Origin of the sequence: Curtobacterium sp. VKM Ac-2884, assembly GCF_015350945.1 — a bacterium.
Classification (GTDB): Bacteria; Actinomycetota; Actinomycetes; order Actinomycetales; family Microbacteriaceae; genus Curtobacterium.
In genome coordinates this window covers 111,923-136,182 of the sequence record NZ_JADKSA010000003.1, presented here as the reverse complement: position 1 = coordinate 136,182, position 24,260 = coordinate 111,923, and the positions used below count along the sequence as shown (strand labels likewise).

Sequence of the window (24,260 nt, the reverse complement as noted above, 5' to 3'; positions counted from 1 at the left end):
GCGTTCGCCTTGATCGCGTCGAACTCCGCCGCCGTGATCGTGCCGGCGTCGAGGAGTGCGCGCACCGACACATCCCACCGCTCGTTCGAGGGTCAGTGACCTTGGAAGCCGCAGACGGGAGGACTCTCGCAGCTCGCTGACGTGAAGTGGCCCGGGATGTACCGTGGGGTAGGACCGTGTGCTCCGAGGCTCGTATTTCCGCCTCAAGGGGCTGCGGCACTGCTTAGCTCATCGTGGTAGTTCTGGAGATCTGGCCGGCCTCCCCCAGCACTTCAGCGCTCTTGGGGTTCCGTGCGGTCGCAACGGTGCTCACCCTCATCCCCGGCCTCAACACCACACTGGTGGCGGAACAACGGCGCCCCGTCCGTTCGGCGTGTTGTTCTACCGCGCCTTCAGCCCATGCAAGTCGACTCTGACAGCCGCCGACCAGGACGAGCAGCTAGCGACTGACCGCGGCCTGGTACTGACCGGGTCGCCGAGCATAGAGCGTTCAGCGCTCTCCGCCGCTGGTCAGCCCCGCCCGCGAGGAAGTGCCGCCATCCGTCAGGAGTCAATAGCACCCAGCCGGCGGTGACCGCGTCCTCGATGAGGACGCAGATGATCGGCGCGGCCGGGAGCGGCAAGGAGCGCTCGTGGAGGGCCAGAACGGCCCGAGCGCAATCCGCCGTATGGGCAAACAGTCCGCGGATGATGATGGCACGGAATGGTGAGAATCGGCCCGCGCTTGGAAGCTTCGGACGTCGCGATCGTCGTCCCACGGAGCGATCAGACCGCGCAGCTCCGCGCGGTAAGCAATTACGGGTTCTCAAGGCACCATAGGCCGAACCTAGGAGACCTGTCGCGCGTGTGCTGCTCTTAGAAAGCGAGCACGTCCGCGTGTTCGGCTGCACCGACGCGCCGGGCGACCTGACCCACGTCCACCGACACCCGGCGAGCGTCATGGTCACGCTGACGGGCTTCGATCGCCGACTCGTGGCCGGTGGGCCGGACCTCGACGTGGCGTTGCCCGCCGGGACCGCGGTGTGGCTCCCGGCGCAGCGACACAGCGGGCGGAACACCGGCTCCACGCCGACCCACACGATCCTGCTCGAGCTCCTCGATGTGCCGGTCGAGGACCGGGACCCGACCGTGCTCGGACCGGGCCCGAGCCAGAGTTGAGCGTGGTGTCCCAGCAGGCCGGCACCGTCGATCAGGGGGCCGCGGGGACCTGACGGACGGTGTCGGCGGCGCCGGGGGTGGCCCAGACCGTTCCGTCGGCAGCGAAGGCGAGCACGTCGACGTCGGCGTCGCTCGTGAGCCGCCGGAGGTCGTCCTCGTCGCCGGCGACGACCGCGGTCGCGAGGACGTCCGCCGTGACGATGTCGTCGGCGATGACCGTCGCCTGGACGAACGTCGGGGTCGCCCGGCGCCAGATGTGCTCGCCGCGCTCAGCGGTGCCGGAGGTCGCGACCGCACGACGAGGTGCCTCGAGCCGGACGACGCCGACGACGCTGTCCCGGTGGGCCGGGTCGACGACGCCGACGCTCCAGGGGTCGTCGGCGCGGTGGTGGCCGTGGACGAGCACGTCGCCGCCGGCGCTGAGCATCCAGTCGCCGCCGCTGCTCGCGGCGTCGAGGACGGCTCCGGCGTCGCGGATCGCGAGCGCCTTCACGACGCCGGAGAGGTCGATCACGCCGTCCGGGCGGTGCGGGGTGAACGCTCCGCCGGTGCGCTCCCGCCAGTCGAGCGCGAGCGCGTACACCTCGCGGACCTCGTTGGAGGTGTCCGCGAGCCGGAGGGACCCGTCCGCGACGCGGCTGAGGACCGACGACGGGTCGTACAGGCTGTAGCGGTGGTCGTAGCCCGCGAAGACGGCGCGCACCTCGGATGCGGCCCCCGGGGTGGCACCCCGGAGACTCACGACGGTGCCCATCGTCTCGAAGGTGGCGACGCCGCTCACAGCCCTGCCTTGTCGATCGCGGACTGGAGGGACGTGGTGTAGCCCTCGCTGGTGAAGGTCGCGCCACTGACGGACTGGATCTGCGCTGACTGCGCCTGCAGCGCCTCCTGGCGGAGGATCGGGGCCGCCTGCTGGCTGATCTGCACCGACCGACCGTCGCTGTTCGTGAGCTGCAGCGCGGTGACGTCGGTGATCTTCCCGTTCGCGACGGTGATCTGGACCTGCACCGGGCCGTACCGGGTCTGGGTCGTGTCGCCGGCGAAGGTGCCAGAGGCGGACGACCCACTGGTGGTGCCGGTGCCGGTGCCGCTGCTGCCGGCCGTGCCGCTGGTCGCGCCGGTGCCCGTCGACCCGCTGCTGCTCGTCCCGGTGCTGGTGCCGGTCGTGCCGGAACCCGACGTCGTGGTCTGCTGTGCCGGTGCGGTGACCGCGGTCTGGCCGCCAAGCTGCCACCCGATGACCAGGACCGCAATCGACGACACGACCCCGCCGGCGATGATGCGTGCTCTCATGACTCGAACCGTTCCTGGTGGATCTGGTGCTCCGGGACACCGGCCGTGCGGGCTTCGCGGACGACGAGGTCGGACCAGGCCCGCGGACCGCACACGTACAGGTCGGACTGGAGCAGGTTCGGGAACACGGACCGGAGCGAGACACCGCGCCGGACGTCCTCCTCGGTCATCCAGCTCTCGCGGGAGCGGGAGCGGGACCGGTGGCCGACCATCGTGTAGAGGTGGCTGCCCGTCGTCTCGGCGAGGTCCGCGGTCTCGTGCCACAGGTACTGCTGGTCGGCGTCCGTCCCGCGCAGCAGCACGGTGGCCTCACCCGGACGGAGGTCGGTGTCCTCGAGCAGCGACCGCACGGGGGTGATGCCGATGCCGGAGGCGACGAGCGCGAGGTAGGGAGCGGTCCGAGCCCGGCTGGTGAACAGGCCGTACGGGCCCTCGAGGGAGACGAACGCACCCGGGGTGATCCGGCCGAGTCGCGCGGAGCCCGCGCCGAGGTCGCGCACCGTGATCCGGGCACGATCGCGGCCGGGGACGGCGGAGAACGACACCGGGTGGGCGTGCCACCAGGTGCGCGCGGTCCAGAAGCGCCACACCCCGTACTGCCCGCCCTCGGCCCCGAGTCGGTCGAGGTCCCGTCCGGCGAGGTGGATCGACACGACACCCGGTGCGATGGGCTCGACGCCGACGACACGGATGCGGTGACGGAGCGTCACGACGACGGGCAGCGCGAACCGGTACAGGACGATCAGGCCGAGCGCCAGTACGTAGAGCGCGATCCAGTAGACCCGCTGCCACATGCCCTGCGCGAGGACGCTGCCGACGCTGAGCATGTGCGGCAGCGCGACGAGCACCGCGGCGTAGCTGAGGAGGTGGATGACGTGCCAGGCCTCGTACGGCAGGCGACTGCGGACCGCGACGAGCGAGGACACCACCACGGCGACGAATAGCCCGAGTCCGAGGTAGGCAAGCGGCATGTCCGGCGTGGAGAAGAGCGCGATCGTCTCGGCGATCGGCCCGGTGCCCGCCGAGGCGCCGTACCCCAGGGTCAGGAGCGCTCCGTGCGCGAGCAGCAGGTACAGCACGGGCTTCCCGAGCGACCGGTGCACCGCGATGGCGTTGTCCTGGCCGAACGTCCGGTCGATGAGCGGCACGCGCGCGGCGAGCACCAGCATCACGAGGACGAGGTCCGTGGCGACGAGCCCCGCAACGATCCCGGCGTCGGTGAGCCAGCCGCCGATACCCACGACCGTGTGCGAGCCGGGCGAGGCGAGCCAGAGCGTCACCGCGATCGCGGCGGAGACCCAGGCGAGGATCCCGAGCAGATCCGTCATGGCGCTCCGGCGGCGACCAGCTCGACGGCGGCGTCGGGCGGCGATGTCGAGGGACTCGGCCGGGGGCACGGCGTCCCGCAGGCGCGCGCGTTCGGTCGTGCTCGGGGGTGTCCTCGGTGTGGGGCGAGCGGTGTCGATCATCGTCTCGGTCCTCTCCAGCATGCGATCGGGTGACTCACAGCATCAGGAGCGGTCCTGTGGACGGACCCCGAACGGAGCGCCCCGTTCGTTCGAGACCTCGAGTGATCGGCGCGGACCGGGATCCCGGTCAGCGCGCGGGGACGCTGACCGTCGCGACGGCGCCGCTGGACGCCGCGTTGCGGAGGTCCGCCGTCCCGCCCGCGTGTTCGGCGATGCCTCGGACGAGGGCCAGCCCCAGGCCGCTCCCGCCGAGGACGGCACGTCGGGCGCTGTCGGCCCGGGTGAAGCGGTCGAAGGCGCGCGGGATGAAGTCGTCCGGGACACCGGGTCCGTCGTCGACGACGCACAGGTCGAGTCGACCGTCGGCGGACTGCTCGAGCGTGACCCGGACCACCCCGCCGTCCTCCCCCGCGGCGATCGCGTTGGCGACGAGGTTGTCGACGACCCGCGCGAACGCCGCGGGCTCGAGTCCGTAGTGCTCCTCCGGCGCCGTCAGGTCGACGGCGAAGTCGATGTCGCGCGCCCCGACGTGTGTTATGGCGCGAGCGCGGTCGATCGACCCCATGAGTTCCGTGACGAGCGCAGCGGCCGACGTCGACGGAACACGCTCCGCCTCGTCCAGCCGGCTGAGTTCGAGGAGGGTGTTCGCCAGCGCGACCAGCCGTGCCGCATCGCCCTCGGCGGCGCGCAGCTCGCGCTCGAGTGCGACGGCGTCGCCCGACGAGCGGTGTGCCAGTTCGAGTCGGGCGGTGAGGGCAGCGAGCGGCGTGCGGAGCTCATGGCTGGCGTCCGAGACCATCCGCCGCTCCCGCTCGGTGTTCTCACGCTGCCGGTCGATGAACGTGTTGAGCGTCCGGGCGAGGGCCGCGAGCTCGTCGTCGGACGCGCCGACAGGCAGGTGGCCGCCACCGTTCCCGGCGCTGAGGCGCTCGGCGGTCCGGCGCATCCGCCCCACCGGACGGAGGGCAATGGTCGACAGCAGCCAGGCCGTCGCCGCGAAGGCGAGCAGCGCAAGGACCGTGCCGGCGACCAGTGACCGGTCGACCCGCGCCACCGTCTCCTGCCCGGCCCGTCCGTCGTGCGCGGCCCACACGACGAACGAACCGGCGTCGTTCGTGACCGGGACACCGACGACCGTCACGACACGGTGGCCGGTGTGCAGTCGCAGCGTGACGTCGTCGTCCGGGACCGACGCGGGCAACACGGCGCGGACGTCGCGCGGCAGGGAGTCCACGACCCAGTCTCCGGACGCTGACCGGATGCCGACGAGGACGTCCTCGGCCGGACGGTCAGGCGGCTCGTCCGGGTTGTGCCGCAGATCGGACACGAACGGCGCCGCATCGCCGGATGCGAGGGAGCGGTCGGTCTCGAGCGTCGCGCGTTCGATCTGCACGTGCAGCACGATCGCGACCCCGGAGAGCACGACGGCGCCGACGAGCAGGCTCCCGAGGGTGATCCGGGCACGGATCGACAGGCGGCGCAGGAACCTCATGCGGCCGGCACGACCTCGAGGGCGTAGCCCACACCGCGCACCGTCCGGATCGCGACGTCGGCGTCCGAGGCCTGCAGCTTCTTGCGCACGTAGCTGACGTACTGGTCGACGATGGTCGGGTCGAAGTGCTCGGCGCTCCCCCAGACCTCCTCGAGCACCTCGGTCCGGGTGCGCGTGTCGGGTGCTCCCTGCATGAGGAACCGCAGGAGCGAGAACTCCTTGACGCTCAACGGCAGGTCCCGCCCACGCACTGACGCGCGCACGGCCACGATGTCGAGCCGCACCGCGCCGGCTTCCACGACGGTCGTCCCACCGGCGGCACGACGGCGCAGGTGCGCCCGGATCCGCGCGTTGAGTTCGGCGATCGCGAACGGCTTCGTCAGGTAGTCGTCGGCCCCGGAATCGAGCCCGAACACCCGGTCGTCCACGGCGTCGCGTGCGGTGACCAGGACCACCGGGAAGTCCGACCCCATCTCACGAAGCCGTCGACAGACCTCGAAGCCGGTCATCTCGGGGAGCATGACGTCGATCGCTGCGGCGTCGAACGACTGCGTCCGAGCCTGGACCAGTGCGGCGACGCCGTCCGTCACGACCGTGACCGTGTGCCCCTCGCCGGTCAGACCGCGCTCGACGAGGGCGCCCATCTCGGGGTCGTCCTCCACCACCAGGATGTTCGCCATCTCAGACCACCCCGCTCGTACCGAGCAGGGATCCGATGAGGAAGGTCGCCGCGAGGGCCAGGGCTCCGCCGACGACCACGCGTGCGGTCGCACGCCGCACCGAGCCTCCTCCGATCCGGGCGCCCGTGGCCCCGGTCAGCGCGAGTGCGACGAGGACGACGACGAACGTCACGGGCACCCGGACGGCCTCGGGCGAGAGGAGGATCGCCAGCAGCGGCAGGACGGCACCGATCGAGAACGCGGCCGCCGACGCGAACGCGGCGTGCCACGGGCTGACCACCTCGTCCTCGTCGATCCCGAGCTCGGTGCTCAGGTGCGCGGCGAGGGCATCCCGCTCGGTCAGTTCGGACGCCACACGTTCGGCCGTGGACCGTCGGAGACCACGGCCCTGCCACAGCTGGGTGAGCTCCTCGAGCTCGGCGACTGAGTCGTCGGCCAGCTCACGGCGTTCCTTCTCGATGAGGGACTGCTGGCTGTCCTTCTGACTGCTCACCGACACGTACTCCCCCAGCGCCATCGACACGGCACCGCCCACGAGCGCCGCGATCCCCGCGGTCGCGATCGCCGGGACGGATGACGAGGCGCCGGCGACGCCCACGACGATCGACGCCGTCGACACGATCCCGTCGTTCGCGCCGAGGACCCCGGCTCGCAGCCAGTTCAGGCGCGCAGCGAGGTCGCCCGTGTGTGCTTCGCCCGCGTGCGGCTCCGAGGTGCTCATGGTCACAGCGAACCATGTCCGGGTCGCCCCGTTCGTGTGAGGTTTCGAACGACGCGGACCGCAGGATCCTGTTGTCTGGTCGAACACCGCCGGCACCGTCCGGCGCACGACGTGAAAGGCCGTCATGGACTGGCAGTTCGGCGGGATCCCGCTCCACCCCCTCTTCGTCCACCTGACCTCCGTCGCGGTCCCCGTCGCGGCACTGACCGCGATCGTGGTCGCGGTCTGGCCGGCAGCGCGACGGTGGCTCGCAGTCGGCGCACCGATCATCGGGCTGGTCGCTCTCGTCTCGGTCCCCCTGGCGACCTCGTCCGGCGAGTGGCTCGAACACCGCGAGCAGGAAACAGCGCTGCTCGAGCGGCACACCGAGCTCGCCGACGGGCTGCTGCCCTGGTCGATCGCGGTCTTCGTGCTCCTGCTGCTGTGGTGGGGATGGCACCGGTTCGGGACAGCTCGGATGACGAGCGGCGGCGCGCTGCGGGCAGTCGCGATCGTCGGCCCGGTGCTGCTGCTCACGGTCGGCGTCGTCTCGATGATCGAGGTCGTCATCATCGGTCACGCGGGCGCCGAGTCCGTCTGGAAGGGCTGAGAACGCGATGTAGGGCGCGCTGTCGCATCCCGAACTGTGCATGCGGGGTGAGTTGCACCAAGGTCGACCGGAGGACGTGCCCGTCCGTGCCGGCGAACCGGCTCAGTTCATCGTCGTGGGCCCACATCGGCGCACGATCGTCCAGACGCTCCTCGTCGGATCGGTGGGGCAGAGCGTGATGCACTGATCGAGGACGCCGTTGTGCGTCCCGGTGAGGATGACCTCATTGCCGCCGACGTCGACAGCTGCGCCGATCCGCGCCCGACGATGCCGGCGCCGGACCAGCGAGCGATCATCCCGTCGCGGATGCTCGGCAGGATCTCGGGCTCCGGTGGCCGGACGCGCTGCGGAGTTCTTGCGCTGGCCATGTTCAGGGCGCCTGGTCGAACAGGCGACCCGTGATCTCGTCGGGAGTGACGCGGAGCCGCGTCCGTTTCACGGTGGGGAGCATGGAGCGCAACTCCGTGCCTTCGGGCAGGTCGAGGTCCTCCGCTTCCGCCAGGGTTCCCCGCACGATGACGCTCCAGACGCTCCACCCGTCGTGCTCGTCGACCTCGAAGACCACCTCACGGTGCTCGGCTGCCGCGGAGCGCACGACCTCGCTCGAGGTGTCGAACACGATCGAGTGTCCGTCCGCGACGAAGTTCACCGGCCGGATCTCGATGCGGCCCGACCCGACGGTGACGATTCGGCCGGTGCGAGAGGTCTGCAGCCGCGTCCAGCACTGGTACGGCTCGAGTGCGACGGCCGGGGAGGCTGGGTCGAGCATCTCGGCGGTGCTCCGTGCGACGCTGTGGCGGTTCATCATCGTGTCCTCCTGCTGGTTCGACCGAGATGGCTGTCGTCAGTCTCCGGCCACTCGCAGTCGGTGCACAGGGCCGAAGGGCCCGTCCCTCCGCTCCCGGGACGTTCGGCTCTGGCCGAACCGACCGCCGTCGACTGGGATGGTGCCGGGTCCGTCGGGATCCGCATCGCACTCGAGAGGCACCGCTCATGGACACCACCGGAACCCCGCGCCGGAGCGCCCGCTCCGAGCCCCGGCTGACCTGGCACCAACGGCACCATTCGTCCCTCACCCGTGGTGAACGGGCGGCTGACGCGATGCGCAACAAGATGGGCAGTTGGGGATTCGTCGGCGGGTTCGTCGTTCTCATGCTCGTCTGGGCCGCCGTCAACACGGTGGGAGTCGCATGGGACCCGTACCCGTACATCCTGCTGAACCTGTTCCTCAGCATGCTCGCCGGCCTGCAGGGCGCGATCCTGCTGATCGCGGCGAAACGGCAGGACGGCATCGCTGCAGCTCTGGCGCAACACGACTTCGACACCAACGCGGCCGCGAAGGTGGACATCGAGGCGCTGCTCGAGATCAACCACCGTCAGCTGCTCATGCTCGCTGACCTCCAGGCGATCCTGGTCCGGACGGTGCCGGGGCCGGAACGTGCACCTTTCCCGCAGCCCGACGTCGTGCCTCTCGGCGCAGCCCGACGCGGAGGATCGGGTAGCTGACACCAGCTGCGAGGATCGGGAGCCAGTACTCCAGCACGCGCCACCCGACAACCGCGAGGAGGGCGGCGCCCGATGGTGTGCCGGTCAGCACGAGCGCGGAGACCATGGCGCTCTCGACGATGCCGACCCCGCCAGGGGTGATCGGGAGCATCGCCAGCAGGTTGCCGAGACCGTAGACGACGAGCAGGACCGACAGGCCGGGACTCGCACCGACCGCCGTGCAGACGAGGCCGAACGCTGTGACGTCGAGGACCCAGTTGCCGAGGGCGAGTGCGAACGCGGTGCCAGCGGACCGCGGGGCGTCGACGAGGATCCGGACACCGAGCCCCAGGGAGTGCACGAACGCGGTCACGCGGGCCTCGGTGAACCGGCCCGACCACCGCCGCAACGGCACGGTGGCCCTGACCGCCGTCCGTTCGAGGCGGCCGAGCCGGCGCATGCAGAACCACACGAGCAGGACCGCTCCGGCGATGACGGCGGCCACCACCGCCGCCGCGACGACGACCCACTCGTCGGACGCGAACCGCCCGGCGGAGACTGCGAGCCCGATCGCGAACAACGAACACAGCGCGAGGGCGACCAGCACCGCTTGGACGACGACGATCGCCGTGGTCCGGGCGAGCGGGACCCCGGCTCGCGAGAAGCTGCGGAGCCGCAGGGTGGCCGACACCGCCGCACCGCCGGGGACGACGCTCCGCAATCCCAACGCGGTGAGGTCGATCGCCACGACGACGGGCATGGTCGGTGCGTCCCGGGCGAGGAGCGCTCGTGTGAGCAGCGAGTACACGAGCAGCGAACCGGCCTCGGCCAGCAGCGCCGTCCCCAGGAGCAGCGGGGTCGCCGTCCCGAGCGATCGGACCGTCGCCAGTGCGGTCGGCACCTCCGGTGCCGCCAGCGCGGCCGCCCAGCCGAGCGCGCCCAGCGTGACGACGATCCAGAGCAGCCGTCGGAGCGCCGGACGGGAGGCACGGTGAGGGCGTGCACCGCGCCTCCCGTCCGTCACGGCGTTGCCCGTTCGAGGACCGTCAGCCGGTTGTCGACGAAGTGGACGCCTTCCGTCCGCGCCACCGCCGCGTGACCCGCGACGCGGGTCGCGGTGTCGGGCACCACACCGTGCAGGGTCGCGACGTGGTCCACGACGGTCACCGTGATGGCGCCGCCACCCGGCAGCACCTCCAGCGCCGCGGCGACGCGTGCCGCGACCGTGCCGTCGGAGTCGTCAGCGCCGACGAGCAGGGGCCGGATCGTGATCTCGCTCCGGACGGCATCGGCGCCTGCGACCGCTTCCGCGATCTCGAGTGCGAGGGCCCGATCGGCGTGGCACCCGGTGTCCCCGCGAAGCACGATGCGTTCCTCGTCGATCCGGAGTGATGCGGTGAGGCCAGTCGCGTCGAGCGCGGCGGATGCGCGCCACTGTTCGGTCACGGTGTCGACGGTGCGCGTGGTGAGCAGGGGTCTGCGCACGGCGGTCACGCGGTCGGGACGACGCACACGGGTGTGCGGGATCCGTGGATGAGGTTCATGCCGACCGAGCCGAACAGTGCGCCGCCGGCGGCAGTGTGGTGCTCGCGTCCGATGAACACGATGAGCGCATCGGTCGCGGCGGCACTGATGACGTCGATCGGATCGCCGTCGACGGCTTCCGCGCGGACGTGCACGGCCGGGTACCGGGTGCGGACCCGCTCCATGACCGCTTCCAGGAGCTCCGCGTCCTGCGCGCGCATCTGCGCCAGGCCGACCGCGGCGGTCCGCCCGCCGGCGACCACGGCACCGACCGGGATCGGACGCGCCGAGACGAGCTGCAGCGATCGGCCGAACACCTCCGCGAACCGGGCGCCCACGACAGCGGCGTTCGCCTCGTCGATCGTGTCGATGCCGACCACGACGTCACCATCGCCGTCGAAGCGGTTCCAGTCATCCGGGACCACGACCGTGGGCACGGAGGACGCGACGGCGATGCGTTCGGGGAGCCAACCGGTGGCCATGGACCGCAGCATGCGCTCCCGGTGCGAGCCGATGACGAGCAGATCGCCGCCGCGGGCCTCGGTGATCAGCCGCTGCACGGTCGGCCCCTCCGCGGAGATCTCCGCGACGTTGACCCCCGGGTGTTCCCGGCGCAGTGCGGCGGCGGCGTCGACGAGCCGCCGCCGCGCCGAACCCGACGCCTCGCCGAAGAACTCCGTGACGGTCACCACCTTCACCACGTCTCGGGCATCGAGTGGCAGCGACTTCACCCAGTCGAAGGCCGCTCGTCCGCTGCTGGTGTCGTCGAGTCCGATGGTGTAGCTGGTCATGGCGGGGTTCCTCCTGCTCGGTCCGGGACGCCGGTCCTGGACGGACCCGGGTCACCGGTCAGGACGATCCTGGACGCACGGCGCCGGCCACCACAGGGCCGAACGGCCCGTGCAGTCACCCGGCGTCCGCGTTGCTCACCAGCGGTAGATCCGCGGGATGATCTCGGTGCGGCGGAACTGCTCCGGACCGGGGAACGTGACGAGGATCGGCACGTCGTCCGGTCCCACCCCTTCGACCACGTCGATCTCGTCGACGGTCCGTCGGGTGACCCGCGACGACTGCTCGCGCAGGACCGCCTCGCAGCGCTCGAGTTCTTCGGGGTTCGCCGCCGCCCACACCAGGTACTGGATGCCGACGGCTCCGAGAGGGTGCGTGGCGCGGTCACCGACGGCACGGAGGTAGAGCTGCTGGTGCTGAGGCGTCTCGAGGAGCGCTGCGGTGCCAGTGACGAGCCGTGCCCGCACCTGCATGAGACGTTCGTAGAACCGGATCGAGCGTTCGAGTTCAGACACGAACATGACTGCCGACGACATGATCACCGTGGAATGGTCCTTCCCGATCGGATCGGGACGCCGCCGAGGTTCGGCCCGTCAGGATCCGCTGCGGCAACTCTCATCGGACTGACGGCCGGAGGGCAGGGCTGAAGGTCCCGGGAGTCGGTGCGATCGAGGACCTTTGGCTCTGTGGGCAGTGCGGCTTTGAGGCGAAGCTCAGCTGACGGCACCTTCGCCGCCCCGACCCGACGAGAGAGCACACCATGAGGGCAGCACGCTTCCACGGACAAAGTGACATCCGCATCGACGACATCCCGGACCCGCAGGCCCGCCCCGGGGCGGTGACCATCGACATCGCCTGGTGCGGCATCTGCGGCACCGATCTGCACGAGTACCTCGACGGTCCGATCTTCATCCCGCCCGTCGGCCACCCGCACCCGCTGACACACGAGCAGGTGCCCGTCACGATGGGCCACGAGTTCTCCGGCACCATCACGCAGGTCGGCGATGACGTCACGGACCTGCACGTCGGCGAGCACGTCGTCGTGGAACCGTACTTCGTGTGCGGTCACTGCCCGCCGTGCATCGCCGGCCGCTACAACCTCTGCACGAGCATGGGGTTCATCGGTCTCGCCGGAGGCGGCGGTGGGCTCAGCGAACGCATCGTCGTCGACCAGCGCTGGGTGCATCCGATCGGCGACATCCCGTTCGACCAAGCCGCGCTCATCGAACCGCTCGCCGTTGCCCACCACGCGTGGATGCGGAGCGGCGCGACGTCCGGGGACATCGCGTTCGTCGGCGGAGCCGGACCCATCGGCCTCCTCCTCGCCGCCGTGCTGCACGCCGAGGGGCTGACCGTGATCATCTCCGAACCCGGTGCCGCTCGGAAGGCGATGGCCGCGAACACCGGTGTCGCCGACCACGTGCTGGACCCGACGACCGACGACGTCCCCGCACGGGTCCTCGAACTCACGGACGGGCGCGGAGCCGACGTCGGCTTCGAGTGCTCCAGCGTGCAGGTGGTCCTCGACCAACTCATCGACGTGGTCCGCCCGGGCGGCGTGATCGTGAACGTGTCGATCTGGAGCTCCCGTGCATCGATCGACATCCAGAAGGTCGTCTTGAAGGAACTCGACCTGCGCGGCACGATCGCGTACCGAGACGACCATCCCGCGACCATCGACCTGGTCCGGACCGGGAGGGTCGACCTCGGACCGTTCATCACCGCGAGGATCCCGTTGGAGCGGCTCGTACCGGACGGATTCCAGGCGCTGATCGAGCACCGCGAGACCGCGGTCAAAATCCTCGTCACGCCGAACGGACCGACGTCATGACCTCGGCGGAACGGCCGGACGTCCCGCCGCGACCAGTCGCACTGGACCCGTGCCCGATGATGCCGCTGAACATCGCGGATGCCCGAAACCGGCGGATCAGCGGTCAAACATTGCGCTCATGACAGGGACCTTGTGCCCTGCCAGCAGTGCTCGACGTGGGTCATGGTTGCGGCACGCGGAACTGCGTCGACGGAAGGCATCACCATGAGCACCGGCACACTCGCCACGACGGATCACGACATCCAGCAGGCCGTTCAGGACGAACTGCTCTGGAGTCCCGAGATCGACGATGCCCGCATCGGCGTCGCCGTCCAGGACCGGGTCGTCACGCTCTCCGGAGAGATCGAAGACCACCCGGAACGGATCGCCGCGGAACACGCCGCACTGCGCACCGCTGGCGTGACCACGGTCGTCGACGACCTCGTCATCCACCACGCGTCGTACGTGTGGGCGGTGTCAGAGACCGACGTCGCCGCCGACGTCAAGCGCGCCATCGCGGTCCTTGCGAACTTCCCCGAATCTGTCCGAGCCACGGTCGAAGGCCACACCGTCACCCTGAGCGGCGAAGTGGAGTGGAACTACCAGCGCGAGTGGGTCCGGCGCAGGGTCGAGCACATCAAGGGAGTCGCGTTCGTCGTGAACGAGATCACCCTGGTTCCCCGCGCGTCCGTCGCGGAGACCGCGGAGAACATCCGGAAGGCCCTGGTCCGGAACGCGACGCTCGACGCCAACCGCCTGGAAGTTGCCGTCGCCGGCACCATCGTCACGCTGACCGGCAAGGTGCGCTCCTACGTCGAGCGCAAGCAGGCCGAAGCCGCCGCGTGGGCCTCACCCCACGTCACCGAAGTCCACAACGACCTACGCATCACGCTCTGACCCGACCGCCGGGTCGCTGGCTCCTGCCTACGACCCGGCCCTGCTTACCAGAAGAGGACCCGACCATGAGCATCGACACCATCACGACTGTGCGGCCGCCGGTCATCGCGGACCACCGGCGCACCGCGTGGGCACGGCTCACCATAGGACACCGAGCAGGACTGCTCGCGCTGTCGAGTGAACGGGCGGTGGACCACACCGCGAGCCTCGACCGCACCGATCCGGATCGGTCCCGCGTGCGCCGTGGGGCGCGCGACGTCGGTCGCAGCGATCGGCTGTTTCGCAACATCGCCCGGATCACCGCTGTCGCACCGATCGTGATCTCTGACCGTGACGGTCTGGCCTCGCAGCCGACGGCGATCGGATCCGTCGAACTCATCGTCGATGACGGCGTTCCGGCGCCAGTGCTCGCCGTGCAGCTCGCCGCGACGATCGTCGCCGGAAACCAGGTCGCGCTCGGTGTGCCGACGTCGGTTGGTCCGATCGTCGTGCTCTACCTGGAACGGCTCGCCGTGCTGCTGCCCGTCGGGGTCCTAGCGGTGCGGTGCGGTGAGCGACTCGTCAGTGGCGGGCACGACCGATCGATCTGGCTCGGGATAAGCCGCCCAGCGGACAGCGACCACGAGCAGGAGCAGGAGCAGGAGCTCGAGCTGGACGTCTTTACACAGCTGGTCGGGCTCCAGCAGGTCCGGCCGACGCCGACACCGCTGTTGAGGGGCACATCGTGAGCTTTTGGGATGCAGTCCGCTGCGCGCTCCGCCGCTTCGGCGACTTCACCGGGATCGCGACGCGGCCGGAGTTCTGGTGGTTCGCACTGTTCGTTGCGCTCGGGGATCTCGCGTTGAACTCGATGAACATCGTGACGAACGAGGGCACGACGTATCTCGGCGCCAGCCTGTCCGGTGTCTTCGGGGTCGCGACGATTCTGCCGCTCCTCGCGGTGGCGGTGCGGCGGCTCCGCGACGCGGGACGCGCCTGGCCGGAGTTGTTCTGGCTGCTCCTGCCGATCGCCGGGGTCATCGTGCTCGCCGTGCACCTGGCGAACCCGCGCTGGCCGCAGATGCCACAACCGGCGCAGTACACCGTGCCCGAGCCGCTGCCCGCGGATGGGTGACCGCAGCGAGATGCCGGCGAAGGAAGACCCGCTCGCGCCGGCGCGCAAGCCCGCCCAGTGGAAAGCAGCGTCGTGGCTCCTGATCGCCGCTGCGGTCGTCGCTGTCATCGCCGCGATCCTCTGGGCTTCCGGGTACATCGGACCGGCACGGACCGTGTTGGTGTGGTTCGGCCTCGGAGCCGCTGCGCTCCTCGCCGTGCGCATGGTGCGCCAGATGATCGGTGGGACGTTCGGGGTCGACGTCCTGGCGGTGATCGCGATCCTTGCGACCGTCCTCACCGGTGAGGTCGTCGCGACTCTCATCATCGTCGTCATGATCGCCAGCGGCAGCGCGCTCGAGGACTTCGCCCAACGGCGCGCCACACGTGACCTCGACGCACTCGTCGACCGAGCTCCGCGCCTGGCCCACCTCGTCCACGGCGAGGAGATCCGAGACCTCCCCGTCGACTCCGTCCGGATCGGCGATCACCTCATGGTTCGGGCTGGTGAAGTCGTCCCCGTCGACGGAGTGCTCGTCACCGGGTCCGCCGTCTTCGACGACTCACCCCTGACCGGTGAGAGCATGCCCGTGGAGCGACGACGCGGCGATGAGGTCCCGAGTGGCTGTGTCACCGGAGCAACCGGGATCACGCTCACCGCGCAGCGCCTCGCCCGCGACAGTCAGTACCAGGCCGTGGTCGCGCTCGTGGCCGATGCGTCCAAGCATCAGGCCCCGATGGTCCGGTTGGCCGACCGCTTCGCGATCCCGTTCACCGTCATCGCGTTGGCGATTGCCGGGCTCGCCTGGTGGCTGTCCGGCGATCCCGTTCGCTTTGCTGAGGTCGTCGTCCTCGCCACGCCGTGCCCGCTCCTGCTGGCAGCACCGATCGGGTTCATCGCAGGGATGAGTCGCGCTGCCCGCAACGGCGTCATCGTCAAGGGCGGGGCAGTCCTCGAGAACCTTTCCCGGATCCGAACAGTGGTCGTGGACAAGACCGGCACCCTCACGACCGGTCGCCCGCAGGTCGTTCGGATCGATCCGGTCGCCCCGTGGACCGCCGATGCGCTCCTGGCGGTCGTCGCTTCGGCAGAGCGGCTCTCCTCGCACGTCCTCGCCGCATCGATCGTCGCGTCGGCGGAGGAGAAGCATCTCTCGATCGCAGAAGCGCGCGAGCCGGAAGAGAAGGAAGCTCAGGGCATCTCGGCGACGGTCGATGGGCAGAGGGTCTCCATCGGCACGGCGGCCTTCATCCGCAGTGAGGGCCACCATGTTCCGCCGGCCCCGCTCGTCGGCGGCGAACTGGCTGTGTACGTCGCCATCGGGGGCGCCTTCGCCGGCACGATTGTCGCGTCCGACCCGGTCCGACCGGAAGCTCCTGAGACGATCCACCTGCTACGACAACTCGGGGTGGAGCGCATCATCATGCTCACCGGCGACGCTCCCTCGACTGCTCGTCACATCGCCGGCGTCGTCGGAGCAGACGCGTTCGAGGCCGATTGCCTCCCCGGTGACAAGGTCGCGTCGGTGGCCGGGCTCACCGCGCGGCCAGCGCTCATGGTCGGTGACGGCATCAACGACGCACCGGTCCTCGCTGCCGCCGACGTCGGCATGGCCATGGGGGCTCGCGGTGCCACCGCAGCCAGTGAGACAGCCGGGGCCGTCATCCTCGTCGATGACTTCGCACGCGTCGGCCGTGCCGTCGCGATCAGTCAACAGACCGTGCGTGTCGTGTACCAGAGCATCTGGATCGGAGTCGTCGTCAGCATGGTCTTGATGATCGTCGCCTCGACCGGAGCCATCCCGGCGACCGTCGGAGCAGCGCTGCAGGAAGTCCTCGATTTCGCGACGGTGCTCAACGCGCTGCGGGCGCTCCGTGGCAGAGACGTCTGGACCGCGCGAGCGCAGCCGCCGACACCCACGACCTGATCTCGGAGCTTGACAGGGATGATTGGCGGACGTTCTCGCCACGGGCACTCGGGCGTCCGCGCGAGTGTTGGCGCACAGCGAAGAACCCCGGGCTGTCGTGCGGCTCGGGGTTCTTGGTCAGTGTGGTGGCTTGGTGCTATTCCGCCGGCTCTGCGTCCGTCGCGTGGTCGGGGGTGAAGATGTCGTTGATGGTGACGTTCACCGCGGTGACTTCCATGCCGACGATCGTCTCGACGGCGAGGACCACTGCTGAGCGGACGTCGGAGGCGACCTTCTGCAGGCCGATGGGGTACTCGGCGGAGAGGGTAGCGTCGACGCTGACCGTGTCGTCGGTGATCGTGATGGCGATGCCCTGGCTGAGGTCGGTGTTGTTCATTGCGTCGCGGACGACGCCGATCGCGCGGCGGGTGGCTCCGCCGAGCGCGTGAACGCCTTCGACGTCGCGGGCGGCGATCCCGGCGACTTTCGAGACAACGTCGCGTTCGATCGTGGTGGTGCCGAGTTCGTTGGTGCTCTGGTCGGTCGAGATGGAGGGTGCAGTGGCGGTCATGGTGGGGGCTCCTACTTCACCAACGTGTGGTGAGGTCCACGAGGCAGTTCGCGGCCGCTCATGCGGTCAATCGGTGCCTCTGCGATGAACCGTACGGTCGGCACCGCCGTCGACGCAGGGTCGAACGTCCCACGTCGAACGCTCTGCACACCCCAGGAGAGAACTGTGCTGCCACTTAGGATGTCAGGCCCCTGCGTTACTCGCATCGCGGCCTGCAGGGCTCTGACGTTGAACGGTTGCGTGGCCACGTCGGAGGGTTCGAAGTCAGGTGTGTGGGTCATGCCCTGAGCCTCGATACGGGCACCGGCACCGGGTAGGGGACAACGCCCCACGCCTTGAGTGACGATCAGAAAAGTGCTGCGTTCTGCGGGCGTGGGACCTTCGGCACTGATCAGCTGGCGGTCCCGGACCTACCGTTTCAAGCGTCGGCGGGGCTTCCTCCGGCCGGAAGGTCAAGGAGTACAGCATGACGCAGTACAGGATCGGCATCGACGGGACCATCGCCGACCGGAACGCTCTCGCCTGGATCGAGCGGAACGTCCGCCCAGACGGCGACCGTGTCGAAATCGTCCTGGTCGGTGGGCAGCAGCATGCGGGGATGGACGAGGTCAGGGCCGGGTGGCTGTTGGCGGCACGTCAGCAGTTGCACCAGCGGCATCGTCAGCTGGTCATCACCGACGACGTGTCGGAAACGAAGACCGCGGCGGCAGCCACGTCCGGCGCGGATGTTCTCGTCATCGGCGTCCGGCAGGCCTCTCCGATTGCTCGGGCCCTGTCTGGGTGGGTACCGGAACGTGTCACCGCGAACTCGACGATCCCCGTCATCGCTGTTCCTGAACACTGGGAAGAACGTCCCGGAAGTGTCGTCGTCGGCGTTGACGCGGACACTTCCGGCGCTGCCCTCCAGTTCGCGGCCGAGCGGGCCCTGGCCGCGGGGTGTGAGATGACGATCGTGCGTGCCTGGCAGGTGCCGACCGTTTCCACCCCCTACGGGTACGCCTACGTCGAAGAGGATCGAGCAATCTGGGCCCGCCAGGCCGAAGAGCTCGTCGCGCACTTCGCCCGCATCATGTTGGAGCAGTTCCCTGGCCTCCGCATCCGAACGGCCGTCCGAAAAGGGCGCGCCGGTGATGTCATCGCTGGGCTGTCCACGTCGGCATCACTGCTCGTGGTCGGCCGCCGGCACCACACGCTGTTCGGCGGCGCGTTGTTCGGTTCAGTCGGGCAGCAACTGCTGCGTGACTCCGGTATCCCCGTCGCCACGGTCCCGCCGGACGCAACCGTGCGCTCCAGCGCTGCCAATACCGATGCGCAGATTGCTCAGTTGAAGGCTGACATCGCAGTCCGCACCGTATTGGGTGCACGATGAACGGGCCGACAAGCCGCGACCGCATCGTGGTTGGGATCGACCACCACGACGCGAACAACCGGGCGGTGGATTGGGTCGCAGACCACGCACGAGCGCACCCATGTGACATCGAACTGATCACTGCAATGGACAGCATGGGGTCGGGCCCTGTCGCAGCCCGAGCGCACCTCGCTGAGGTGCAACGCCGCCTTGCAGGGAGCGCCGGCTCCGTGATCGGGTTCGACATTCGGTTCGGCGACGCGGCGACGGTGCTCGTCGACGCTGCCCGTCACACGGATCTGCTCGTCATCGGCTCCCGCCGGGACCACCCCATCCGCACCGCACTCGATGGGTGGTTGCCCGAGCGCATCCCGACACAGTCGACCGTCCCCACCGTCGTCGTGCCATCAGACTGGGCCCGCGGTGCAGGTGATGTCGTCCACGGCGTCGACGACGACATCGCGGTACCCGCCCTCGACGCCGCCGCGCGTGCCGCACGTTCCCGCGGACTCGGGTTGGTGCTCGTCCGGGCCTGGCGCGCACCGAGCACCGATGAAGGGGGCATACTCGCGGCGCTCGGCGACCCGGCGCGTCACGAGGAGCACGCGCGTCGCGTCCTCGATGACGCGACCCGGATCATCACGCTTCGGTTCCCGGGTCTGCACATCCGGTCGTTGCTGCTCGAGGGAACCCCCGGTCGGGTTCTGGCATCCGTCGCCGTCGCTGCGACGCTCCTCGTCATCGGCCGGAACCACCTCACGACGCTCGGTGGTGCGCTTGGCGGATCGGTCGCGCATCGACTCATCCACGACAGCCAGACCCCCGTCTGCATCGTCCCGCGGACCACAACCACGGAATCGCCTCAGCGATCCGGAACCGACACCCTCGAGCGGTCCGCATCATGAGCGTCGAACGGATCGCCGTCGGTATCGATGACAGCACTGGCGCGCATGCCGCCTTACGGTGGGTGGCGCACCGCGCACGAACCGGGCCGATGCGCGTTGAACTGGTGCACGCAATCGAGTGGTACGAGGCGGAGTCATACTGGGACACGACCCGGGCTCGGCTCCAGGACCTCGGTGACCTCATCACCGCCGAGAACGTGAACGCAACCGTCAGCGTCACACTCCGCGCTGGATCTCCGAAACAGATTCTTCTCGACGCATCTGAACGAAGCGACCTCCTCGTGATCGGTGCACACCGCTCACGGATCATCCGCTCTGCCCTCGCCGGGTCGCTGCCCGAAGCGCTCGCTACCCTCGCCGCGGTCCCGACCGTCGTCGTGGCCGATGACGCGAACATCCGCGACGGCGACGTGGTCCTCGGAATCGCCGAAGGTGAGCCCGATCCTCCGGTGGTGTTCAGCGCGCGGGAGGCAGCACGTGCCGGGAGCACGGTGCGTCTTGTGTCCGCGTGGCAGCTCCCGATCCCGATGGGCGCGCATCCCGTGACCCTCGCGGAGCGGCCCGAGCTGTTCCGCGAGGGCGCCGAACTTGAACTGACTGACGCAACGGCTGTCCTCCGGGCAGAAGCGCCCGGGGTCGACGTGCGCGAACTGCTCGCCGAGGGCTCCCCGGCACGCGCGCTGATCGAGGTGGCGGCAGACGCAGCGCTCATCGTCGTCGGGCGGAAACATCGCACAACGATCGGCGGCGCCGTGTTCGGCTCCACTGCACGCGATCTCTTCCACCGCACCCGCACACCGGTCTGCGTCGTCCCGCCCACGTGGCAACCCGCCATGCAGTGACCGCGCCGGTCGACCATCCGCACCGCTGCCGGAATGACCGTCCCCGCATCGTCACGGGGCTAGCGTGCAGGGCACCCCAGGAGGGGACCAACCCTATGGAACGACAACTGCGTTTCCCCGACGTGGCGCGATCAGATCTCGAACGCAACGTCACCGACCTCGTCCAACACGCCCACGCTGTGCTCCGCACCCAAGGCAGGCTGCGGAGCCTCCTCAGCGCCAACCGGCGCATCGTCGAGCACCTCGACCTCGCCGACACCTTGCACGCCGTCGTCGAGGCTGCCGTCGAACTCGTCGCGGCGCGCTCCGGCGTCCTGACCGTCTCCAGCGCGATCGGCGGAACGGAACGCTCCGTCCACATCGGAGACGACACCTCGGCGGAGCTGCAAGGTGCGGGGTCGCAGCACATCACGGTGCCAATCCGTGTCCGTGACACCGTCTACGGCACCCTCCGCCTGCACGGCGCCGCCGATGCGGGGTTCACCGATGAGGACGAGGAACTCGCCGGCGCCCTCGCCGCGACCGCCGGTATCGCAATCGACAACGCCCAACTCTTCGAGCACGTGCAACTGCGTGAGCAGTGGACAACCACCACCTCGGAAGTCACCGCGGCGCTCCTAGCCGATGATGACGTCTCCGATGTCCTGACGATGGTCGTCGAGCGCGTCGGAGCGTTCGTCGAAGCTGACCTGGTGTGCATCGTCGAACCGTCCGGCATCCCGGAAACGATCCGCGTCACCGCCGCGTCCGGAACGGCCGCTCATGACGTGCGCGGCCGCGAGTACAACATCCGCGGGACCCTCGCCGGTGACGCGATGACGGCGCAACGCGCTGTATCGAGCGATCTCAGTACTACGCCTGCAGTCGCCGACTGGCAACCCGCGCTCGGGCCGACCATCGCGATCCCGCTTCGCGCGTTCGGCGGCGCCCTCGGAGCGTTGGTCGCAGCACGCGCTCCAGGTGGTGCCGTGTTCACCGAGGCGGAACTGTCCATGGCTGCGGAGTTCGGCCGGCAGACCAGCGTCGTGCTCACCGTCGCACGGAGCCGCCACGACCGCAGCGCACTCGACCGGGCCGAGGAACGCAGCAGGATCGCCCGCGATCTCCACGACCACGCGGTGCAACGGCTCTTCGGCACCGGACTGGCCCTCCAAGCGACTGCCCGCGACGGGCCCGAGGCGCTGCGGGAACGTCTCGAGGAACAGGTCACCAACATCGACGCGGCGATCAGCGAGATCCGAACCGCGATCTTCGCACTCGGTGCCATCGAACGGCCCCGCACGGACTCGGTCCGCGACCAGGTGCTCTCCACGATCGCATCGATCGCGCCCTCGCTTGCCGTCCCACCACAGGTGACTTTCTCCGGACCCGTTGATCTCGACGTGCACGGCCAACTCGCCGACGACCTCATCGCTGTGGTTCGCGAGACGATCACCAACGTGGCCCGTCACGCCCCTGGGGCGTCCTGCCAGCTCCGGATCACCACGAAGGACCGAACGCTCACCGTCGTCGTCACTGACGACGGTCCAGGTCCCTTCCCCGGGGCACAGCAACGGCAGAGCGGCATCGCGAACCTCACCGCCCGCGCTGAGCAGAGCGGCGGGTCCTGCACGCTCACCAAAGGCGAGCGAGGCGGCACGGAGGTCCGGTGGACAGTTCCACTGCGTCCGGACGACGAAAGCGGGGCAGGACGATGACAACGGTGTTCTTGCTCGATGATCACGAGATCGTGCGACGAGGTGTCGCCGAACTGATCAATGCCGAAGCGGACCTCGACGTCGTCGGCGAAGCAGCGACCGTGGCGCAGACCTTCGGCCGGGTCGCCGCGACGCAGCCGAACGTGGTCGTCCTCGACGTCAGGCTCCCGGATGGCAGCGGCATCGACGCATGCCGCGACATCCGGTCCGCGTTCCCACACATCGCGTGCCTCATGCTCACCGCATACGACGACGAAGCCGCGGCTGAGGGTGCCGTCCTCGCCGGCGCCGCCGGCTACGTCGTGAAAGACATCCGCGGACAGTCCCTCGTCAGCGACATCCGCCGCGCCGCCGCCGGCGAGCGGCTGCTCCCGGAAGCGCTGACAGCGCGAGTCGGCGACCGACTCGCGCACGCTCTGCCCAGCACCGACCCCGACCTGTCCATGCGGGAACGGCAAGTCCTCACGCTGATCTCAGCCGGGCTCACAAACCGGCAGATCGCCGAACGCCTAGACCTCGCGGAGAAGACCGTGAAGAACTACGTCTCCGGGCTGCTCGCGAAACTCGGCATGGCACGACGCACCCAAGCAGCCGTCTACGGCGCGACGAACACCATCACTCCACCCGTGAACTGAAAGGCAACCCGATGCCGACCTCCAACCCGCCGAACACGTTCCCGGTGACGCTGCTGCTCGAACCTGACCAGTGCTGGTCATGGCTGCAGCACTCCCGCACCGGCCGCATCGTTTTCATCCGAGACAGTGCCATCGATATCCGCCCCGTGAACTACGCGGCCCAGGAACGCGTCATCAGCTTCGCGACGGCAAGCACGGCGCTTATCGCAGCAGCTGACGTCAACGAATCAGTGGTGTTCGAAGCCGACGGCCACGATGGGTGGACTGCATGGAGCGTCATTGTCCGCGGCCACGCCACCATCACCGCCCCCACCCCCGCGGGCAGCGAGATTCGTCCCATGTTCGCCCCCGCAAAGACACATCACATCACGATCACGCCCACGAGCGTCACTGGGCGACTCTTCGACCAAGCACGCTGACTCACGAAGGTCCCGCTACCGCGGGACCTTCCGCGCCGCCTAAGCGGCGGCCATACCAGCCGACTACGCCCGTCTGGACGTCGTCTGAGCGACAGCCTCGCGCCGGATCGCAGCGACACGCAACGGTGGGACGATGCACACCGGCGTCTGCCCGTCGTGCATCAGGGTCTCACCGACCGAGCCGAGCAAGAACGCACCGATCGCCGTGCGGTGACGCCGACCGACCACGACGAGGGATGCCTCCTCCGCAGCGCGGAGCATCACATGCCGCGGGGACCCCTGTCGCATCTCCGCACGGCTGACCAGATCCGGGTGCGAGCGGCTGACGGCGCGGATTGCTGCGTCGAGCTCCAGCTGCGACTCGTGCTCCCACAGCTTCCGGTCCGTGTCGAGGTACACCATCCCGTACGGCGACGCCACCGACGGCAGCTCCCACGCGCGGACGAACACCAACCTTCGGCCCTGCTGCGACGCGACATCCGCGGCGAAGGCGAGCGCGGACGCGGCCGTGCGGCTGTCCACACCGACCACCACCGGCCCTGTACTTGCGACCCAACGCTCGGGGACGACGACGACCGGCGTCACCGCGTGCGCGACCACCCGCTCCGCGACCCGGCCGGACAGCGCGGAGAGGAACCGGTGCACCTGGTTGCCACCGATGACCAGGACATCGCCGTCGCCGGCATCGAAGACGAGCCGGTCCGCGGTCGGGCCCCCCGTCACGTCTTCCTCGACCACAAGGTCCGGGTGCGCCTTGCGCAGGAACGCGGCAGCCTTATGCAATCGCTGCTCCGACCGGGTCAATGCTTCCCCGTAGAACTCGCTCACGGTCAGCAGCCGAACACTGTCCGTCGGCTGGCCGACGCACGTGCTGACCCACTCGACGGTCTTCCAACCAGCTGGGGACTCATCGATCGCAACGGTGTACCTGGTCATG

At 69.5% G+C, this 24,260-nt stretch carries 26 protein-coding genes and 1 pseudogene; 14 read left to right on the top strand and 13 right to left on the bottom strand.

Going from position 1 to position 24,260, the window contains the following annotated elements; all coding sequences use genetic code 11:
- Positions 1–876 precede the first annotated feature (876 nt).
- Positions 877–1,158 (top strand): cytoplasmic protein, encoded by a 282-nt coding sequence (locus tag ITJ60_RS09005; RefSeq protein WP_323749133.1) that lies wholly within the window; start codon positions 877–879, stop codon positions 1,156–1,158.
- Between the two features lie 31 nt (positions 1,159–1,189).
- Here ITJ60_RS09005 and ITJ60_RS09000 read toward each other — a convergent pair whose 3' ends face one another.
- The 6 genes from ITJ60_RS09000 to ITJ60_RS08975 form a co-directional block, all read right to left on the bottom strand.
- Entirely contained in the window at positions 1,190–1,939 is a 750-nt protein-coding gene (locus ITJ60_RS09000; protein ID WP_323749132.1) for an FAD:protein FMN transferase, read from the bottom strand.
- The gene (locus ITJ60_RS08995) at positions 1,936–2,451 is read right to left on the bottom strand and encodes an FMN-binding protein (protein ID WP_194647708.1); all 516 of its coding nucleotides are present in this window, start codon (positions 2,449–2,451) and stop codon (positions 1,936–1,938) included. Before ITJ60_RS08995 ends, ITJ60_RS09000 begins: the two co-directional genes overlap by 4 nt.
- Positions 2,448–3,920 (bottom strand): ferric reductase-like transmembrane domain-containing protein, encoded by a 1,473-nt coding sequence (locus ITJ60_RS08990; protein WP_194647707.1) that lies wholly within the window; start codon positions 3,918–3,920, stop codon positions 2,448–2,450. Before ITJ60_RS08990 ends, ITJ60_RS08995 begins: the two co-directional genes overlap by 4 nt.
- A 127-nt stretch (positions 3,921–4,047) precedes the next feature.
- Complete coding sequence (locus tag ITJ60_RS08985) at positions 4,048–5,412, bottom strand: sensor histidine kinase (RefSeq protein ID WP_194647706.1); 1,365 nt, start codon at positions 5,410–5,412, stop codon at positions 4,048–4,050.
- The gene (locus tag ITJ60_RS08980; protein ID WP_194647705.1) at positions 5,409–6,092 is read right to left on the bottom strand and encodes a response regulator transcription factor; all 684 of its coding nucleotides are present in this window, start codon (positions 6,090–6,092) and stop codon (positions 5,409–5,411) included. The genes ITJ60_RS08985 and ITJ60_RS08980 overlap by 4 nt, the downstream gene beginning before the upstream one ends.
- Before the next feature lies 1 nt (position 6,093).
- Complete coding sequence (locus ITJ60_RS08975) at positions 6,094–6,813, bottom strand: VIT1/CCC1 transporter family protein (protein ID WP_194647704.1); 720 nt, start codon at positions 6,811–6,813, stop codon at positions 6,094–6,096.
- A gap of 124 nt (positions 6,814–6,937) precedes the next feature.
- Between ITJ60_RS08975 and ITJ60_RS08970 the strand changes: the two genes are divergently transcribed.
- A complete protein-coding gene (locus ITJ60_RS08970; protein ID WP_194647703.1) occupies positions 6,938–7,402 on the top strand; it encodes a DUF2231 domain-containing protein in 465 nt (154 codons plus the stop codon).
- A gap of 370 nt (positions 7,403–7,772) precedes the next feature.
- Here the strand turns inward: ITJ60_RS08970 and ITJ60_RS08965 are convergent, their stop codons facing one another.
- Positions 7,773–8,207 carry a pyridoxamine 5'-phosphate oxidase family protein gene (locus ITJ60_RS08965; RefSeq protein WP_194647702.1) on the bottom strand — a complete coding sequence of 145 codons (435 nt, stop codon included), beginning with the start codon at positions 8,205–8,207 and terminating at the stop codon, positions 7,773–7,775.
- A gap of 188 nt (positions 8,208–8,395) precedes the next feature.
- Between ITJ60_RS08965 and ITJ60_RS08960 the strand changes: the two genes are divergently transcribed.
- Positions 8,396–8,908 (top strand): DUF1003 domain-containing protein, encoded by a 513-nt coding sequence (locus ITJ60_RS08960; RefSeq protein ID WP_323749131.1) that lies wholly within the window; start codon positions 8,396–8,398, stop codon positions 8,906–8,908.
- A gap of 19 nt (positions 8,909–8,927) precedes the next feature.
- On the opposite strand, the pseudogene ITJ60_RS18845 reads toward ITJ60_RS08960, so the two are convergent.
- The 4 genes and pseudogenes from ITJ60_RS18845 to ITJ60_RS08945 all read right to left on the bottom strand — a co-directional run.
- Positions 8,928–9,911: pseudogene (locus tag ITJ60_RS18845) on the bottom strand (lysylphosphatidylglycerol synthase transmembrane domain-containing protein); the annotation flags it as partial.
- Positions 9,908–10,333 carry a BON domain-containing protein gene (locus tag ITJ60_RS08955; protein ID WP_194647701.1) on the bottom strand — a complete coding sequence of 142 codons (426 nt, stop codon included), beginning with the start codon at positions 10,331–10,333 and terminating at the stop codon, positions 9,908–9,910. The pseudogene ITJ60_RS18845 and the gene ITJ60_RS08955, both read right to left, overlap by 4 nt.
- A gap of 44 nt (positions 10,334–10,377) precedes the next feature.
- Positions 10,378–11,202, bottom strand: coding sequence for a universal stress protein (locus tag ITJ60_RS08950; RefSeq protein WP_194647700.1), 825 nt, complete (start codon positions 11,200–11,202; stop codon positions 10,378–10,380).
- Between the two features lie 135 nt (positions 11,203–11,337).
- Positions 11,338–11,715 (bottom strand): VOC family protein, encoded by a 378-nt coding sequence (locus ITJ60_RS08945; protein ID WP_228510003.1) that lies wholly within the window; start codon positions 11,713–11,715, stop codon positions 11,338–11,340.
- A gap of 245 nt (positions 11,716–11,960) precedes the next feature.
- On the opposite strand from ITJ60_RS08945, the gene ITJ60_RS08940 reads away from it, so the two are divergent.
- The 5 genes from ITJ60_RS08940 to ITJ60_RS08920 all read left to right on the top strand — a co-directional run bounded on the left by ITJ60_RS08940 (position 11,961) and on the right by ITJ60_RS08920 (position 16,927).
- Positions 11,961–13,031, top strand: coding sequence for a 2,3-butanediol dehydrogenase (locus ITJ60_RS08940; RefSeq protein WP_194647698.1), 1,071 nt, complete (start codon positions 11,961–11,963; stop codon positions 13,029–13,031).
- Positions 13,032–13,235: 204 nt separating this feature from the next.
- On the top strand, positions 13,236–13,907 hold the full coding sequence (locus ITJ60_RS08935) for a BON domain-containing protein (RefSeq protein WP_194647697.1): 672 nt from the start codon (positions 13,236–13,238) through the stop codon (positions 13,905–13,907).
- A gap of 65 nt (positions 13,908–13,972) precedes the next feature.
- Positions 13,973–14,635, top strand: coding sequence for a hypothetical protein (locus tag ITJ60_RS08930; RefSeq protein ID WP_194647696.1), 663 nt, complete (start codon positions 13,973–13,975; stop codon positions 14,633–14,635).
- A complete protein-coding gene (locus tag ITJ60_RS08925; protein WP_194647695.1) occupies positions 14,632–15,021 on the top strand; it encodes a DUF805 domain-containing protein in 390 nt (129 codons plus the stop codon). The genes ITJ60_RS08930 and ITJ60_RS08925 overlap by 4 nt, the downstream gene beginning before the upstream one ends.
- Positions 15,014–16,927, top strand: a complete 1,914-nt coding sequence (locus ITJ60_RS08920) for a heavy metal translocating P-type ATPase (RefSeq protein WP_194647694.1) — start codon at positions 15,014–15,016, stop codon at positions 16,925–16,927. Before ITJ60_RS08925 ends, ITJ60_RS08920 begins: the two co-directional genes overlap by 8 nt.
- A gap of 136 nt (positions 16,928–17,063) precedes the next feature.
- On the opposite strand, the gene ITJ60_RS08915 is transcribed toward ITJ60_RS08920, so the two are convergent.
- Positions 17,064–17,477: an Asp23/Gls24 family envelope stress response protein gene (locus ITJ60_RS08915; protein ID WP_194647693.1), complete on the bottom strand. Its 414-nt coding sequence runs from the start codon at positions 17,475–17,477 to the stop codon at positions 17,064–17,066.
- Positions 17,478–17,943: 466 nt separating this feature from the next.
- Between ITJ60_RS08915 and ITJ60_RS08910 the strand changes: the two genes are divergently transcribed.
- Genes ITJ60_RS08910 through ITJ60_RS08885 form a run of 6 tightly spaced genes read left to right on the top strand, consistent with a single transcriptional unit; the run spans position 17,944 to position 23,323 of the window.
- Positions 17,944–18,846, top strand: coding sequence for a universal stress protein (locus ITJ60_RS08910; RefSeq protein ID WP_194647692.1), 903 nt, complete (start codon positions 17,944–17,946; stop codon positions 18,844–18,846).
- On the top strand, positions 18,843–19,730 hold the full coding sequence (locus tag ITJ60_RS08905; protein ID WP_194647691.1) for a universal stress protein: 888 nt from the start codon (positions 18,843–18,845) through the stop codon (positions 19,728–19,730). The genes ITJ60_RS08910 and ITJ60_RS08905 overlap by 4 nt, the downstream gene beginning before the upstream one ends.
- Entirely contained in the window at positions 19,727–20,572 is an 846-nt protein-coding gene (locus ITJ60_RS08900) for a universal stress protein (protein WP_194647690.1), read from the top strand. The genes ITJ60_RS08905 and ITJ60_RS08900 overlap by 4 nt, the downstream gene beginning before the upstream one ends.
- Positions 20,569–22,269, top strand: a complete 1,701-nt coding sequence (locus ITJ60_RS08895) for a GAF domain-containing protein (protein WP_194647689.1) — start codon at positions 20,569–20,571, stop codon at positions 22,267–22,269. Before ITJ60_RS08900 ends, ITJ60_RS08895 begins: the two co-directional genes overlap by 4 nt.
- Positions 22,266–22,904, top strand: coding sequence for a response regulator (locus tag ITJ60_RS08890; protein ID WP_194647688.1), 639 nt, complete (start codon positions 22,266–22,268; stop codon positions 22,902–22,904). The genes ITJ60_RS08895 and ITJ60_RS08890 overlap by 4 nt, the downstream gene beginning before the upstream one ends.
- Positions 22,905–22,915: 11 nt before the next feature.
- Positions 22,916–23,323, top strand: coding sequence for a pyridoxamine 5'-phosphate oxidase family protein (locus ITJ60_RS08885; protein WP_194647687.1), 408 nt, complete (start codon positions 22,916–22,918; stop codon positions 23,321–23,323).
- A gap of 63 nt (positions 23,324–23,386) precedes the next feature.
- Here the strand turns inward: ITJ60_RS08885 and ITJ60_RS08880 are convergent, their stop codons facing one another.
- Entirely contained in the window at positions 23,387–24,259 is an 873-nt protein-coding gene (locus tag ITJ60_RS08880; RefSeq protein WP_194647686.1) for a universal stress protein, read from the bottom strand.
- Position 24,260: the final 1 nt, after the last annotated feature.